Below are 15350 nucleotides of genomic sequence, written 5' to 3' on the forward strand. Positions count from 1 at the left end.
GAGGCTTCAGCCTTGACACACATGCCAGAGACGCCCCTGCTGGACCAGGTCCACTATCCCTCCGACCTGCGAAAGCTGGAGGACCGGGATTTGCCGCAACTCGCCCGCGAAGTTCGCGACGAGATGATCGATGCGGTATCGCGCACGGGCGGACATCTCGGCGCCGGCCTCGGTGTCGTCGAACTCACCATCGCCATCCATAACGTCTTCAACACGCCGAACGACCGGCTGATCTTCGATGTCGGGCACCAGTGTTATCCGCACAAGATTCTGACTGGGCGGCGTGACCGTATCCGCACGCTGCGACAGGAGGACGGGCTCTCCGGTTTCACCCGCCGGGCGGAAAGCGAATACGACCCCTTCGGCGCAGCGCACTCCTCGACCTCGATTTCCGCCGGCCTCGGCATGGCGGTCGCAGCCGATCTCGACAAGACCGACCGCCGCGTCATTGCCGTCATCGGTGATGGCGCGATGTCGGCCGGCATGGCCTACGAGGCGCTGAACAATGCCGGCGCCCTCGACGCCCGGCTGATCGTCATCCTCAACGATAACGACATGTCGATTGCTCCGCCGACCGGGGCCATGAGCGCCTATCTTGCGCGCCTCGCCTCCGGCCGCACCTATATGGGCTTCCGCGATTTCGGCAAAAAGCTGACCGCCTATCTCGGCAAGAATGTCGACCGTGCCATTACCCGCGCCGTCGAACATGCCAGGGGCTATGTCACCGGCGGGACCATGTTCGAAGAGATGGGTTTCTACCATATCGGCCCGATTGACGGTCATTCCTTCGACCACCTGCTGCCGGTCCTGCGTAATGTACGGGACCATGCACAAGGCCCGGTGCTGATCCATGTCGTGACGCAAAAAGGCAAGGGCTATGCGCCTGCCGAAGCGGCAGCGGACAAATATCACGGCGTCAACAAGTTCGACGTCATCACCGGCGCACAGGCAAAGGTCAAGCCGAACGCGCCGAGCTACACCAGCGTCTTCGCCGATGCCCTCGTGCAGGAAGCGATGCTGGACGACAAGATCGTCGGCATCACCGCCGCCATGCCGAACGGCACCGGCCTCGACAAGCTTCAGGAATTTTTCCCTGCCCGCTGTTTCGACGTCGGTATCGCCGAACAGCATGCCGTCACCTTTGCAGCCGGCCTGGCCGCCGAGGGCTTCAAGCCGTTCGCTGCGCTCTATTCCACCTTCCTGCAGCGCGCCTACGACCAGGTGGTGCATGATGTCGCGATCCAGGGTCTGCCGGTGCGCTTCCCGATCGACCGCGCCGGTTTCGTCGGCGCCGACGGGCCGACTCATGCTGGCTCCTTCGACACGACCTTTCTCGCCACCCTGCCCGGCTTCGTGGTCATGGCCGCCGCCGACGAGGCGGAGCTGAAGCATATGGTGCGCACCGCCGCCGCCTACGATCTTGGCCCGATCTCCTTCCGCTATCCGCGCGGCGAGGGCATCGGCATCGAGATGCCGGAACGCGGCGAAATTCTTGAGATCGGCAAAGGCCGTGTCGTCAAGCAGGGATCGAAGGTGGCGCTGCTGTCCTTCGGCACGCGTCTCGCCGACAGCCTCGCCGCCGCCGAAGATCTCGATGCCGCCGGCCTACCGACAACGGTTGCCGATGCTCGCTTCGCCAAACCACTGGACCACGACCTCATCCGCCAGCTTGCCAGCCACCACGAGGTGCTGATCACCATCGAAGAAGGCTCGGTCGGCGGCTTCGGCAGCCAGGTCATGCAGTTCCTCGCCACCGAAGGCCTGCTCGACAACGGCCTGAAGATCCGCACGCTGGTGATGCCCGACATCTGGATGGAACAGGCCAAGCCCGAAGTCATGAACGCCAAAGCCGGCCTCGACCGGGCCGGCATCGTGCAGACTGTGTTCAAGGCACTGGGCCGCAGCCGCATCGTTGGGGCGGCTGGGTGAGGCGCAGTTTGGCACAGCCGAAGTAGGGACGAACGCTTCGAGCCGATACGGCCGGCCACGATCGCTCAGACAAATGGTCACGTCACCCGACAGAATGCGGCGATGGTGGAAGAAACCACTGGATGCCGAACCGGCTGAAGGATGTCCTGGGTTGTGCGCGGCTAACGTTCCGATTGCGGCTTTTCGATCCCTGCGATGGTGCCGATCTGTCCGACGAGAAATTCGACCAGTAGCCGGACCCGCGCAATGCCCGCCCGCTCCGGGACAATTAGCATGCTGAGCGGAGTCGGCGGCAGCGAATAGTCCGGCAGGATCACCTCCAGCCGGCCCGTCGTCAGGAGATCATCGACAAGCCATCGATGGGCGGGCGCGATACCGCGCCCAGCGACGAGAGCCTCGCGCGCGGCAAGGCCATGGTCGACCCGAAATCGTCCGCCGAACGGAACGGCATGGTGCCTGCCGTCCGGCCCCTGCAGACCTAGGATATCGCTGCCGGCAACGTTCGACATGCGGATGCCCTCATGGCCGGAAAGATCCTGCGGACCAGCCGGTCTTCCGCGCTCTACCAGATAATCCGGTGCCGCGACGAGCAGACGTCGGGACTGGCCGAGAGTCCGCAGCTTCATGGAGCTGTCGGTGAGAGGGCCCAGGCGAAGTGCGATATCGACACCCTCCCGCACGAGGTCGATGCGCTCGTCGGTGAGGCTGAGATCGACGCCGATGTCGGGATAGCGATCCTGAAACGCAAAGATCAGCCGGCTGACGTGTAAGATCCCGAAAGCCGCCGTGCACGATATCCGGATCGTGCCGGCTGGCGCACCGCGCGTGCCTCGCACCTCATCGCCGGCCTGCTCGACGAGGCGCAGGATCTGGATGCTGTCGGCATAGTACCGGCTGCCCTCATCGGTCATCGTGACACGCCGGGTGGTCCTGCTGAGCAAAGGCACACCAACGGCTTCCTCGAGCTCCCGCAGATGCCGCGTTACCGTTGATTGACCGACTCCGAGCTCGCGCGCAACCGCCGACAGGCTCCCGCGCTCGGCAACGCGGACGAAGGTACGCATTCGCTCGAGGGTGACATCCAACTTATCCATTATTCGGCATAATCTTATGCATTTCCTACATGTAGCGGACTGTCCCTGCATTATCTAGCTTAAAGGTCGACCTTCCAACTTAGGACCGCTGACCCATGAAAGTTCTGCTTGTCTTCGCCCATCCCGAACCGCGCTCGCTCAACGGCGCCCTCCGCGACGTCGCCATCAGTGAGCTCGAGGCTCAAGGCCACGAGGTGCGCGTGTCGGACCTTTACGCAGACGGCTGGAAATCCGAGGTCGATCGTGCCGATTTTCCATGGCTGACACCGGATGCACAGCTCATACCGATCGCAGCTTCCAAAAAGGCATTCGAGGCCAATACGCTCACCGAGGATGTCAAAGCCGAGATCGAAAAGCTGCTGTGGGCCGATACACTGATTCTTCAGTTTCCCCTCTGGTGGTTCACCATGCCGGCGATCCTCAAGGGTTGGGTGGACCGGGTGTTCGCCTATGGCTTTGCCTATGGGGTCGGCGAGCACAGCGACAAGCGATGGGGTGACCGCTACGGTGAAGGGACCCTCATTGGAAAACGCGCAATGTTGATCGTGACCGCCGGCGGCTGGGAGGAGCACTATACTGCCCGGGGAATCAACGGACCGATCGACGATCTGTTGTTCCCGATCAATCACGGCATCCTCTATTATCCGGGCTACGAGGTGCTTCCGCCCTTCGTGGTCTACAGAGTCGATCGTTTCGACGAGGCCGGCTTCCAATCGGCGGCAGAGCGCCTGCGTGAGAGGATGCGGACGATCGAGACCACCCCGCCCATCCCCTATCGACAGCAGAATGCTGGTGACTATCTGATCCCCAGCATGCAGCTCCGCACCGAGCTGGGTGATCCGGGTGTAACCGGCTTCGCGCTTCACTTGAACGGCGCAGGCAAAGACGGCTAGGTCCGTCGGACAAGGATCTGCGCGACGGCTCACGCCGCGCGGATCCTGGCATCGATCCGGCAAAAAGCTCCACCGACTTGAGATCAAAAGGGCCGGATGGAGCAGTGCCTACCTCAAAGCATTCCTCTGCCAAATAGCCCTCCCCGTAAGGAGAGGGCTATAGAAGCATCAAAACTCTTCCCATTCGTCCTGAGCAACGGCAGCAGCCGTTGCCTTGCCGCCGAAAGCCTTGGCTATCGTGCGGCCCAGCGCCCGTGCCGGCGAGGCGGCCGGTTTTGAGCGCACTGTTGCCGCTGCCGGTCGCGCGGGAGCCGCCTGCGGTGCATCGCTGAGTTTGAATTGACGCAGCAAGTCGTTGAGGGAACCTGCCTCGCGGGCGAGCGCATGGCTGGCGGCCGTCTGTTCCTCGACCATGGCCGCATTCTGCTGCGTGCCCTGGTCCATGTTGTTGACGGCGGTGTTGATTTCCTGCAGGCCCGTCGACTGTTCGCGGGTGGCGATAACGATAGCGCCGACGTGGCGATTGATCTCCTGCACTTCGGAGACGATCAGTTCCAGCGCCTTGCCGGTCTCGCCGACCAGCGACACACCGGTATTGACCTGATCGCTCGAGGTGGTGATCAGCGCCTTGATCTCCTTGGCGGCATTAGCGGAACGCTGCGCCAGCTCGCGGACTTCCTGGGCGACGACCGCGAAACCCTTGCCGGCATCACCGGCGCGGGCGGCTTCGACGCCGGCATTCAGAGCGAGAAGGTTGGTCTGGAAGGCGATGTCGTCGATGACGCTGATGATGTTGCTGATCTCGCCCGAAGACTTTTCGATCTGCTGCATGGCGAAGACCGCCTTGCGCACCACTTCGCCGGACTTTTCCGCGCCAAGGCGGGCGCGCTCGACGAGATGGCCGACATCTTCGGCACGCTTGGCCGAATCGCGAACCGTTGTCGTCACCTGTTCGAGGGCTGCTGCGGTCTCTTCGACGGCGGCGGCCTGCTGCTCCGTGCGGCGGGCAAGATCGTCGGCGGCCGAGCGAATTTCACCTGCGCCCGCATTGATGGCCGATGCGTTGCGGCCGACCGACTGCAGGGCCGATTCCAGCTTTTCGACGGCATTGTTGAAGTCGGCGCGAACATTATCGAACTGCGGCGCAAAGGCGCGGTCGAGACGTGCGACGATATCGCCGGAGGCAAGGGCGGAAAGCCCGCTGGCCAACGCGTCCATGGCGAAGCGGATTTCGCCCTCTTCGCGAGCCTTCTGTTCGTCGCTCATCTGACGTTGACGCTCGGCATCGCCGCGCATGCGCTCGGTCTCACCGGCAAGACGCAGCTTCTCGATCGCCGCGTCCTTGAAGACGAGGACGGCATCGGCCATGCGGCCGACTTCGTCGCCGCGGCCGATGGCAGGCACGTCGATGTCGTGTTCGCCGCCGGCGAGGCGATCCATGGCGGCAGTCATGCCAACAATCGGACGAACGATGGTGCGCGCGAGCAGCCAGGCGAGCACGGCTGCGGCCAGCGAGGCGATGATGCCGCCGGCGATCAAAGTCATGCGAAGATCGCAGTTTGCTTCGTCCTGCGTGGCGGCAAGGACATCAGCCTTGGCACGGGCAGCCTGCTTGATCTTGGCAGCGGCCTCTCGGAAGCCATCGAGCTGACCCTTGGTCTCGTTCTGACCGATCTTGACGATCTGGTCGAGCGGCATCTCCGTTTCCCTGCGTGCCTTCATCTGCGGTTCGGCGAGCTGATGGAAATAGAGATCCGCTGCCTTCTGCATGCCGTCGATTGCCGAAAGCATGTCCGGCGCATCGGCAGCAACCACCTTGGCGGCTGCGATGCTCTTCAGCATGCGATCGCGATTGGTCCCGACGTCGCCATAGGTGCTGTCGCTGCGCAGCAGCAAGAAGCCGCGCAGATTGACGGCCTGTTCCAGCATGGCTTGCAGGGAATCGTCGATCAGATTGACGAGCTGCTGCGACTTAACCTGCTCAGCGGCAGCCTGTGCGGAGACTTCTTCCTTGGCGTAAACGAATGCGGAAACGCAGGCAAAAATAGCGATAAGTGCTGCAAAAGTGATGGCGAGTTTGCCATTCAAAGAAAGGTTCTTCGCAAACATGGGCAAGCGCCTCCTGAGCGCTGGTCCTGGCAAGCATCGACGAAGCGGCTGGGAGGAGCGCGGCCGGATGCTTGAATATTCATAGGAAAAGGCATGATTGGGCGCGAAAATGCGGAGCCGTCATGGCAGGCGACCGTTCCAAAGCGGACAATCGCAATCGTAGGCATAACTAGCTGCTACAACTTTAAAATCATTTAATTTTGTGCGGTGCAATAAGCGTGGCAATATCGAAGCCTACGGCGCGTTGGTACTAGTGTGCGAGTAGCGTTCGCGATCCAGTCTCAGGTCCCGGTATCCAGCACGATGATGACAGCGTCGAACGGTACTTCGGTTGGAACCTCGCTCCAATGACCCTGCCCGCTCACATCTTCCATCTGCCAAACCGATCCAGCCTGGATGAGGCGAACCTCGCCGTCGCTAGCCGTAACTTTCAACGCACCCGACATGCAGAACAAGATTTGCCGGTAAGGTGAGCGATGCAATTCACCGGCCCATCCAGCCGGTATGCGGATGGCGACATAGGCTTTGGCCGGCATTATCGGGGAGACCTGAAATGGGCGCGCAGGCGGCGCAAACTCCGTCTCATGCAAGGGCAATGCAAACGCGCCAAAATGGCTTTCGCCCGCCGCGTCCTCCGTCAGATGAATGACATCGTATGCACTATCCATTGACGCCCCTCCCCCTGGAGTTTTAGCACAACAGTCATCTCCATTCCACGGAACAGCACCACGGGCTCACATGGTCTGGATTGGCAGCAATCAAGACACGTGACCAGGCGTCGATGACCGCTAGATTGGCTGCATCATCTGCGGGCCTCAACCAACCATCGCCGAACCTAATTTTGTGACACGGCGTTGAGGATCAGAATATCCAGATCATGTTCTGGATAAAAATCCTTCGCGGTCGTCTGAAACGTCGTCGGGCCGATCTTCTTGACGCCCATGCCACAGAAGCTGACATAGTTGTCCGGGCTGCCCTTATCGACGGTCAACTGAAAATGCTTGATCGGACCGGACCAGTTGGCGCCAGTGCTGAGCACATAGGAAATCCAGCTTTCGGTATAGCCGCGGCCACCCTTGTCGGCGGCTGCGGATAGCTTGCCAGCGGTTTTGACGAAAGCGTCGTCGACGCAGAATTTGGTCTGATAGCTCTTAAGCTGCGCTTTCTTGTAATCGTCGTCGCCGGCAAACGTGATGGCCACGGTCCCGCCGACGCTCGGCTTATAGCGATGCTGGACGCTGATATTTGCGCCGGCCGGAAACCTGGTGCGCCACCAATAGGTCGTATGCAGGGTCCACATCGGCGTCGGGTGATGCTTCATGCCCTGCCCGTCATTGTCGTATTCGTCGTCCGCGATGAGGCCGCGAGCTGTCCAGTCCTCGAGCACGTCAGGAGGCAGCTTCGCGACCGCGTCCAGCGTCGCTTTGCTGAGCGGCAGCAGCGGAATGTTGTGCGCCTTCAACTCCGCCGTCATATCGATACCGGCGACGGTGACGCTCTGCTGCAAAGTCGGAGTGATCGGCTTGCCGTCCTGCGCGACGGTGAAATCGAGGAAATTGTCGGCATCGACGTCACCGATCGCGACCATGCTGTCGATATCGCCCTGAATGTCCGGCATCGGAAAGGCGACCATGCTTTCGACATCCTTGTCCGCGGTGTTCTGGAAGATGTAGTCGACCCGCACCTCCGTCGGGGAAATGAAGAGCTTTTCGTCATCCATGCTGATATCGCCGGTGCGGACATAGGCTAGGCCACCCGTCTTGAGTTCGGCCATGGTGTCATTTGCCAGGGCCGGCGTGGCAAGCATCGCCAGAGCCGTCGCATAGCCGTAGATCCCGTGCATTCGAGCCCCCTCTACCACCGGTTTTGCGGCGATTATGGCGAGATACCGCATAGCGTCAACGCCGACATTCGACACCATCAGCACAAAACGCTTGCAACGCCGACCATTGCCCGGCATGGACAGCCTATGTCCGAACCGCAACGCCTTGATCAGCTTCTCGTCTCCCTTTCACTTTTCGCCAGCCGCTCGCGGGCACGCGACGCCATTCAGCGCGGTACCGTGACGGTTTACGGCAAAGTGGTGAGCAAGCCCGGGGCTTTGTTTACTGAAGATGCCGAGATCGCGATCGACGATCCCGCTCAGGATTATGTTTCGCGGGCCGCACTGAAACTTGTGGCCGCGCTGGATCATTTCCAGCTCGACCCCCAAGGACAGCAGTGTCTCGATGTCGGCGCTTCGACTGGCGGTTTCACCGAAGTGCTGCTACAGCGGGGTGCGGCGCATGTCACCGCCATCGATGTCGGGCATGGACAGATGCATCCGCGCATATCAGCCGATCCGCGCGTGACCAATATCGAGGGGCTTAACGCACGCAATCTGACGGCTGAGGATGTTGGCAAGCCCACAACCTTCATCGTCTCCGACGTGTCCTTTATCTCGCTGAAGCTGGCGCTGGCACCGGCCCTTGTGCTCGCAGACCCAGGCTCGCACTGTGCGTTGCTCGTGAAGCCGCAATTCGAGGCCGGGCGCGAGGCGATCGGCAAGGCGGGCCTATTGAAGGACCCCTCTTCCGCTCCGACGGTTGCGGCGGAACTGGAACGCTGGCTGATCGAGGACATGGGCTGGCGGAGCCTCGGCCTCATCCCATCGCCAATCGCAGGTGGCGATGGCAATCAGGAATTTCTTCTCGCAGGGATCAAGCCATGAGCACCGAAACCGTCACCATTCAGAAGCTCGGAGCCCAGGGCGACGGCATTGCCCAGGGCGTGGACGGGCCGATCTATGTGCCCTTCACGCTGCCCGGTGAAACCGTTGCTATCGCGCGTGTGAAGAGCCAGGGCACATTGATGTCGATCACATCAGCCTCGTCCGACCGGCAGGAGCCGCACTGTCGGCATTTCGGCCCGGACGGCGTCAACGGCGCCTGCGGCGGCTGCACGCTCCAGCACTATGCCGATGGTCCCTACCGCGCCTTCAAGCGCCAGCTCGTGGTCGATGCGCTGCGCTCCAAAGGGCTGACGCCCGAGGTGGACGACATCATCGCCGCACATCCCGGCGAGCGCCGGCGCGTCGTCTTCGCTGCGCGGAAGACCGAGAAGGATATGCTGATCGGCTTCAATCAGGCCGAAAGCCACCATATCGTCGCCATTGAGGAATGTCCGATCGCCTCTGCCGGGATCATGTCACGGCTGCCGGCGATCAGGGCTGTCGGCGCGGCCCTCGCGGTCAGCGCGGAAGCATTTCGCATCTCCGTTTTGGAGACGCTCTCCGGCCTCGACATCGCCGTCGATGACGTCAAAAAGCTCTCCGATAAGCAGCGTCGCGGCGCCATCGAAACCATTCTCGCCCTGCGCGGCGTAGCCCGTGTCTCACTGAACGGCGAAATCCTGGTGGAGCCGATGAAGCCGATCATCGATTTCGGCGGTATACAGGTCTCGCCACCGTCAGGCGCCTTCACCCAGGCGACGAAGCCGGCGGAAGAGGCCATGGCCGAACTGGTCGCCGCCCATATCGGCAAGGCGAAGCGCATCGCCGATCTCTTCGCCGGCAGTGGCACCTTCTCATTGCGCCTGGCGCGCATCGGCCGCGTGCATGCGGTCGAAAGCGAGGAGAAGGCGCTGGCAGCGCTCGATCATGCAGCGCGCAATACGCAGGGGCTGAAACCGGTGACCATCGAACGCCGCGATCTTTTCCGCCGACCGCTTATGGCCCAGGAGCTGAAAGCCTACGACGCCGTCGTCTTCGATCCGCCGCGCGCCGGCGCGGAGTTCCAAAGCAAGGAATTGGCTCGCTCCGCTGTCAAGAAGATCGTCGCCGTCTCCTGCAACCCGCTGACGCTTGCCCGCGACCTCGCCCTGCTGGTTGAAAGCGGCTTTCGGATCACGAGGGTGACGCCGATCGACCAATTCCTGTGGACATCGCATGTCGAGGTCGTGGCCGCGCTGGAGAAGTGACGACTTGCCACCCCTCCACAACCGGATCACGTTCCCGATCAGTTGACCATCTGTTGTTCCAGGAAATGACCTAGTTGGTCGAGTTGGCTGGAGATGCCGCGTTGGCGATATTCAGGCTTATCACCGTCATCGAGGACTGTCATTTGTTCGGTCAGGATAAGCCGCGTACCTTTGGCAACCGGCTTCATTTCGACGGTGGTTAGCGAAACCGAGATCCGCGTTCCGTTGTGGGCCATGCTATAGGCATAGACGATGCGTGCCTCAGGCACGATATCCTCGTAACGGGCTTCGGCGACGAACTGCGACCCGTCATCGAAGTGGAAGCGGCTGACATCGCGGCCACCGACACGGAAATCGCTTTCCTGGTAGCTCGTCTCGAAGCCTTCGCCGATCGCCTCCCATTGTGCCCTCGCTTTCGGGTCCGCCCACGCGGCGAAGACCCGCCTTGGCGAGGCGCCGTAGATCCGTTCAATCGAGAAAGTTGCATGGGTTGCGCTGCGGTCGGTCATAATCCTGCTCCTCAGTTGCGGATTGATTTCATGCCTCCGGCTCCTCCGGATGTGCGTCGAGATAGTCGCCCAACCGATCGAGGCTGCCCTCCCAATAGGCACGCCGCTCGCCGATCCAACGTTCGGCCAGACGCAATGCCGCAGGTTCAATGCGGCATGTCCTGACCCGCCCGACCTTCTGCGAGCGTACGAGACCGCTTGCCTCCAGCATCTGCAGGTGCTGCATCACCGACGGCAGCGACATGACCAATGGTTCGGCCAGTTCACTCACCGAAGCAGGGCCGTGACAGAGTCGATCCACCATGCTGCGGCGCGCCGGATCAGCGAGCGCTTGGAACATCAGATCAAGTTCAGATGATTGGTTAAGCATGTGCCTAAGTATATAGGCACAGTCATGTCCGTCAATAGATACTTAGGTAATTTATTAAGTATTTTTCACCGCTTCATGAACGCTTCAAATGCCGCCCGGGCCTCGGCGCTCTTCAACTGCGCCGCAAAGTGTCTTGCTTCCTCGTCGATGCGGGCGAGAACGTGCTCGGTGGAGCCTCGCATCAAATTGCGCGCGATCCGCAGAGCCTCGGGCGGTTTGGCGGCAAGCATGGCAGCGAGCGACATGGTTTCGGCTTCCAGCGCTTCCGGCGTGGTGACTTTCCAGATCAGGCCGGCATCTTTTGCTTCCGCAGCAGAAAAGCCCTCGCCAAGAGCGAGCAGAGCGAAGGCGCGCTGGTGGCCCATAAGCCGCGGCGCAATCAGGCTGGACGCGGCTTCGGGGACGAGGGCGAGATCGACGAAGGGTGTTTTGAACAGGCTGCGGTCGGAAGCGATGGTCAGGTCGCAATGGAGGTGGATCGTGGCGCCGATGCCGATCGCCAGGCCGTCGACACCGGAGACGACGGGCTTTTTCGCCGTGGCCAGCGCGCCCAGGAAGTCCAACACCTCGCGGCCCATGCTGCCGCTCGTGGCGAAGGCCAGGAAATCGGCCAAGTCGTTACCGGCGGAAAAGCAGCCTTCACTGCCGAGGAAGGCGGTGACGCGGATATCCGATGTCTCACCCGCTGCCCGCAGCGCGTCAGTCATCGTCTGATACATGGCGCGGGTGATGGCGTTTTTCTTTTCCGGCCGGTTGAACCGGATTACCTGCACATACGGCGCGGTCTCAGGGCGTTCGATCAGGATATGGTCGGTCAAGTATGTGTCCTCAGGCAAGAGCGATGCGCGCAGCTTCGAGACTGGAAGCGCCGGTGACGATGCGATCGGTGAGTGCGGTGGCTTCGGCCAGCATGTTTTCCGCAGCAAAGCGGCAGAGCGCGATGCGCTTTTCCCCCTCGCCATCCGAAGCATCGGCCAGCCCCCCCTTAGCGAGATAGCAGCTCGTCAGGACGAGGCCGAAAAGCCGCTGATAAGGCGTGGCGCCCGCCAAGGCATCGGCGATGCGGCCCTCCGCCTGGCATGCCAACAGCCATTCGCTTGCCGCTTCGAGATCGGTGATAGCGGCGTACAGCCGTGCGGCCGTCTCGCCAAAACCGTCAAGATTGGATTTGGCAACGGCATCAGCAATCTCGCGCAGCTCGGCGGTGAAGCCACGCACATGGTCGCCGTTGGCGATTGTCAGTTTACGCGTCACGAGGTCGATCGCTTGGATGCCGTTGGTACCTTCATAGATCGGCGCGATGCGGGCGTCGCGCAACAGGCGGGCCGCACCCGTCTCCTCGATGAAACCCATGCCACCATGCACCTGGATGCCGAGCGAGGCGACATCGACGCCGGTATCGGTGGAAAAGGATTTGGCGATTGGCGTCAGCAGGGCGGCGCGCTCCTGCCAATGTCGCGCCTTGCCTGGATCGCGATGCGACATGTCGATTGCCTCGGCACAGACATAGCAGATGGCACGGGAACCTTGTGTCAGCGCCTTCATCGTCAGCAGCATGCGGGCGATGTCGGGATGTTCGATGATCGGGCTCATGCCTGCGCTTGTCGTACCCGGTGCCCGGCCCTGCGTGCGTTCTTTTGCATAGGCGATGGCTTTCTGCGTCGCGGCCTCGGCGATCGCCACGCCCTGGATGCCGACGGCGAGGCGCGCATTGTTCATCATGGTGAACATGCAAGCGAGGCCCTTGTTCTCTTCGCCGACGAGCCACGCAACAGCACCCTTTTCGGTGCCGTATTTGCCGTCGCCGTAGATTATCGTGCAGGTCGGGGAGCCATGGATGCCGAGTTTATGCTCCAGCGAATGGGCGAAATAATCGTTGCGAGCCCCAAGCGAGCCATCGTCATTGACGAGGAATTTAGGCACCAGAAACAGTGAAATGCCGCGCGTGCCCGCAGGCGCATCCGGAAGGCGGGCGAGCACGAAATGGACGATATTCTCCGCCGCCTCGTGATCGCCCCAGGTGATGAAAATCTTCTGGCCGAATAGCCGATAGGTGCCGTCGTCGCGGCGTTCGGCGCGGGTGCGCAGTGCCCCGACGTCGGAGCCGGCATGCGGCTCGGTCAGGTTCATGGTACCGGCCCATTCGCCGGAAACCAGTTTTGTCAGATACTTGCGCTTAAGGTCTTCGCTGCCGTGCGCGATCAGCGCCTCGACCGCACCCATGGTCAGCGTCGGCGCGAGGCCAAAGGCCATGGAAGCGGAATTCCACATTTCCAGCGTCGCGACATTCAGCATGTGCGGCAGGCCCTGACCGCCGAACTCTTCCGGTGCGGTCAGTCCGTTCCAACCGCCGGCAATCCAGTCGCGATAGAGCTTCTCCCAGCCATCGGGCAACATCACCTTGCCATCGACAAGCTTCGCGCCCTGCCGATCGCCGATCTCGGCCAGCGGCTCCATCTCATCCCCGGCAAAACGGCCGGCCTCGGTCACAATGGCGTCGACGACATCACCGCTGAGATCGCCTAGACGCCCCTCTTCCATCGCTTGCCCCATGCCAGCAATATGCTTCAGCGTAAACGCGATTTCCTCGACCGGCGCCTTGTACATGGTGTTTTCCTCCGCAGTGACGATGCCGACAGTCTACCTCACCCAAGCTATCGGCCGCATGTTGTTTATAGCTTATTGATTTTTACGTAAACGTCAATTTTGAAGAGGCAATCCCTTAACATCTAAGTTGCGTCTGCAACCAGCCGGCGATTCTTCAATCGCCTCGCCCCGCTGCGGCATTTCCGCCATACTGCAGGATTGTCACGCCGCATCCCGGACTTGCATAAACAACCGTCATGAACAATGACTATGCAACTCCTTTGACGATGCGAACAATCCGGCCATGAACACAATCACGTCAGCCACCACGATACCTGGTCTCGTCTGGGCCTATCGCCTTCGTCCCGGCGTGGGCAAGCCGGAGCGGCTGTCCGATGATACCGACCGCGCCTCGTTGTTTGCCGAGGATGGTTTCCTGTGGCTGCATCTGAGCCTTGTCGATGCCCGTGTGCCTGCGTTTCTGGAGGACGCACCAGGGCTGAACGAAGCGGCTCGTACGGCGCTGACGACGCATGAGACACATGCGACAATCACCGTTGACGACCAGATGCTGTTCGGCACATTGGTCGATTTCCAGCGTGAATTCGATCAGGACACGCGCGACATCGGCTGGCTGCATTTCGTGCTCACCGACCGCATGCTCATCACCACGAGAGTGCAACCGCTGCGCAGCGTCGAGCGGGCGCGCATGCTGATCGAAAAAAACGCCGCCAAATTCTCCCGCCCGATCGATATCTTCGAGCTGCTGGTCGTGGAATTCCAGCGCACCTTGATCTCATTGGTCATCGAGATGACCGAGGAGCTGAACCTTATCGAGGATTTCGTTTACGAGAATGCACCGCGCGACGAACGCCGACGGCTGGCGCCTGTGCGGCGGACGATCGTGCGCCTGCACCGGCATCTACGCACCGTCTTGACACTGATGCGCCGCGCCGCGGCGTCCGACGACGAGGAGATGCCGCTCGGTTTCGAGGATGTTGCCGGCCGCTTGACGGGCCGGCTGGAGGCTGTGGATCATGACGTCTACGCGCTGCAGGAGCGTGCGAGGCTGCTGCATGAAGAAATCGACTCGAAGCTTTCCTCCGAGATCAACCGCCATCTCTACATCCTGTCTATCATGACGGCTTTCCTGTTGCCGCCGACGCTCGTGACCGGCTTTTTTGGTATGAATACGTCGAATCTGCCTTTTTCAGGCGGCGGTGCCGGCACTGAATATGCCGTCGGCCTCATCATCGCCTCGATGGTGCTCGCCTGGTGGCTGCTCAAGCGGGTCAACATTCTCTGACGCAGGATATTCATTAACAGAAAACCGCCCGGCGTATGGCCGGGCGGCTTGCATCGATAGGCCGAAATCTCTCGCTCAAAAGTAGGGCGAGTAGCACTGTTGCCGGGGGCCATAATTGGGCTGGAACGTGTTGTCATAAGCCCGGTAAGACCGATAGCGCGATGCGCACCATTCGATATGGCGCGGATTGATGCCTGCGGCCGGAGCCGGGTCGACGTAGCGCGGCTGGCTGGCAATTGCGCCACCGATGATGGCTCCGGCGCCGAAAGCCGCGAGCGGGAACCAATAGCCGTCGTAATAGCGGTAGCCATGACGATAGCCCGGATAACCGCGATAGCCGCCGTACCAGCCGCGACGATAGTACCCACCGCGATAGCCGCCATAGTGGCGCCATTGAACCTGCTGGATGTCGGCAGGAGCGGCCTTGTCTGCTGCCGCAACGGGCGCGGCAGGCATCTGCATTGCGAAGGACGGGGTGAAGCTCGTCAGAGCCACAGCGACCGAAACAGCGATAGTCGCAATTCTCGCACGGAAACCAAGCATTTATATCTCCATTCCCTGGCTTATTTTGTGCTCAGGCAAATAATATTCCGTATT

The 15350-nt window shown here is 61.3% G+C and carries 14 protein-coding genes; 5 read left to right on the forward strand and 9 right to left on the reverse strand.

Annotation, left to right across the window (positions count from 1 at the left end):
* Positions 1-12: 12 nt before the first annotated feature.
* On the forward strand, positions 13-1929 hold the full coding sequence (gene dxs / locus FHT86_RS12270; RefSeq protein ID WP_133706992.1) for a 1-deoxy-D-xylulose-5-phosphate synthase: 1917 nt from the start codon (positions 13-15) through the stop codon (positions 1927-1929).
* Positions 1930-2090: 161 nt separating this feature from the next.
* Here dxs and FHT86_RS12275 read toward each other — a convergent pair whose 3' ends face one another.
* The gene (locus FHT86_RS12275; RefSeq protein WP_133706993.1) at positions 2091-3023 is read right to left on the reverse strand and encodes a LysR family transcriptional regulator; all 933 of its coding nucleotides are present in this window, start codon (positions 3021-3023) and stop codon (positions 2091-2093) included.
* Positions 3024-3118: 95 nt separating this feature from the next.
* Between FHT86_RS12275 and FHT86_RS12280 the strand changes: the two genes are divergently transcribed.
* A complete protein-coding gene (locus FHT86_RS12280; protein ID WP_133706994.1) occupies positions 3119-3916 on the forward strand; it encodes an NAD(P)H-dependent oxidoreductase in 798 nt (265 codons plus the stop codon).
* A 168-nt stretch (positions 3917-4084) separates the two neighbouring features.
* On the opposite strand, the gene FHT86_RS12285 is transcribed toward FHT86_RS12280, so the two are convergent.
* The 3 genes from FHT86_RS12285 to FHT86_RS12295 all read right to left on the reverse strand — a co-directional run bounded on the left by FHT86_RS12285 (position 4085) and on the right by FHT86_RS12295 (position 7868).
* Positions 4085-6025, reverse strand: a complete 1941-nt coding sequence (locus tag FHT86_RS12285) for a methyl-accepting chemotaxis protein (RefSeq protein WP_133706995.1) — start codon at positions 6023-6025, stop codon at positions 4085-4087.
* A 281-nt stretch (positions 6026-6306) separates the two neighbouring features.
* Positions 6307-6693, reverse strand: coding sequence for a hypothetical protein (locus FHT86_RS12290; protein ID WP_133706996.1), 387 nt, complete (start codon positions 6691-6693; stop codon positions 6307-6309).
* Between the two features lie 167 nt (positions 6694-6860).
* A complete protein-coding gene (locus FHT86_RS12295; protein ID WP_133706997.1) occupies positions 6861-7868 on the reverse strand; it encodes a DUF4424 domain-containing protein in 1008 nt (335 codons plus the stop codon).
* 126 nt (positions 7869-7994) lie between these two features.
* On the opposite strand from FHT86_RS12295, the gene FHT86_RS12300 reads away from it, so the two are divergent.
* Together FHT86_RS12300 and FHT86_RS12305 are read left to right on the forward strand one after the other, a co-directional pair.
* Entirely contained in the window at positions 7995-8735 is a 741-nt protein-coding gene (locus FHT86_RS12300) for a TlyA family RNA methyltransferase (protein ID WP_133706998.1), read from the forward strand.
* The gene (locus tag FHT86_RS12305) at positions 8732-9982 is read left to right on the forward strand and encodes a class I SAM-dependent RNA methyltransferase (protein ID WP_133706999.1); all 1251 of its coding nucleotides are present in this window, start codon (positions 8732-8734) and stop codon (positions 9980-9982) included. Before FHT86_RS12300 ends, FHT86_RS12305 begins: the two co-directional genes overlap by 4 nt.
* A 38-nt stretch (positions 9983-10020) precedes the next feature.
* Here the strand turns inward: FHT86_RS12305 and FHT86_RS12310 are convergent, their stop codons facing one another.
* From FHT86_RS12310 to FHT86_RS12325, 4 genes are all read right to left on the reverse strand, one after another.
* Complete coding sequence (locus FHT86_RS12310) at positions 10021-10491, reverse strand: SRPBCC family protein (RefSeq protein WP_133707000.1); 471 nt, start codon at positions 10489-10491, stop codon at positions 10021-10023.
* A 28-nt stretch (positions 10492-10519) separates the two neighbouring features.
* The gene (locus tag FHT86_RS12315; protein ID WP_133707001.1) at positions 10520-10861 is read right to left on the reverse strand and encodes an ArsR/SmtB family transcription factor; all 342 of its coding nucleotides are present in this window, start codon (positions 10859-10861) and stop codon (positions 10520-10522) included.
* A gap of 65 nt (positions 10862-10926) precedes the next feature.
* A complete protein-coding gene (locus FHT86_RS12320; protein WP_133707002.1) occupies positions 10927-11679 on the reverse strand; it encodes a crotonase/enoyl-CoA hydratase family protein in 753 nt (250 codons plus the stop codon).
* 10 nt (positions 11680-11689) lie between these two features.
* Positions 11690-13468 carry an acyl-CoA dehydrogenase gene (locus tag FHT86_RS12325; RefSeq protein WP_133707003.1) on the reverse strand — a complete coding sequence of 593 codons (1779 nt, stop codon included), beginning with the start codon at positions 13466-13468 and terminating at the stop codon, positions 11690-11692.
* A gap of 283 nt (positions 13469-13751) precedes the next feature.
* Here FHT86_RS12325 and FHT86_RS12330 point away from each other — a divergent pair, with 283 nt between their 5' ends.
* The gene (locus tag FHT86_RS12330; protein ID WP_133707004.1) at positions 13752-14753 is read left to right on the forward strand and encodes a transporter; all 1002 of its coding nucleotides are present in this window, start codon (positions 13752-13754) and stop codon (positions 14751-14753) included.
* A gap of 75 nt (positions 14754-14828) precedes the next feature.
* Here FHT86_RS12330 and FHT86_RS12335 read toward each other — a convergent pair whose 3' ends face one another.
* Positions 14829-15296 carry a BA14K family protein gene (locus FHT86_RS12335; protein WP_133707005.1) on the reverse strand — a complete coding sequence of 156 codons (468 nt, stop codon included), beginning with the start codon at positions 15294-15296 and terminating at the stop codon, positions 14829-14831.
* Between the last annotated feature and the right edge of the window lie 54 nt (positions 15297-15350).

This window comes from Rhizobium sp. BK313, from assembly GCF_014193655.1.
Lineage (GTDB): Bacteria > Pseudomonadota > Alphaproteobacteria > Rhizobiales > Rhizobiaceae > Rhizobium.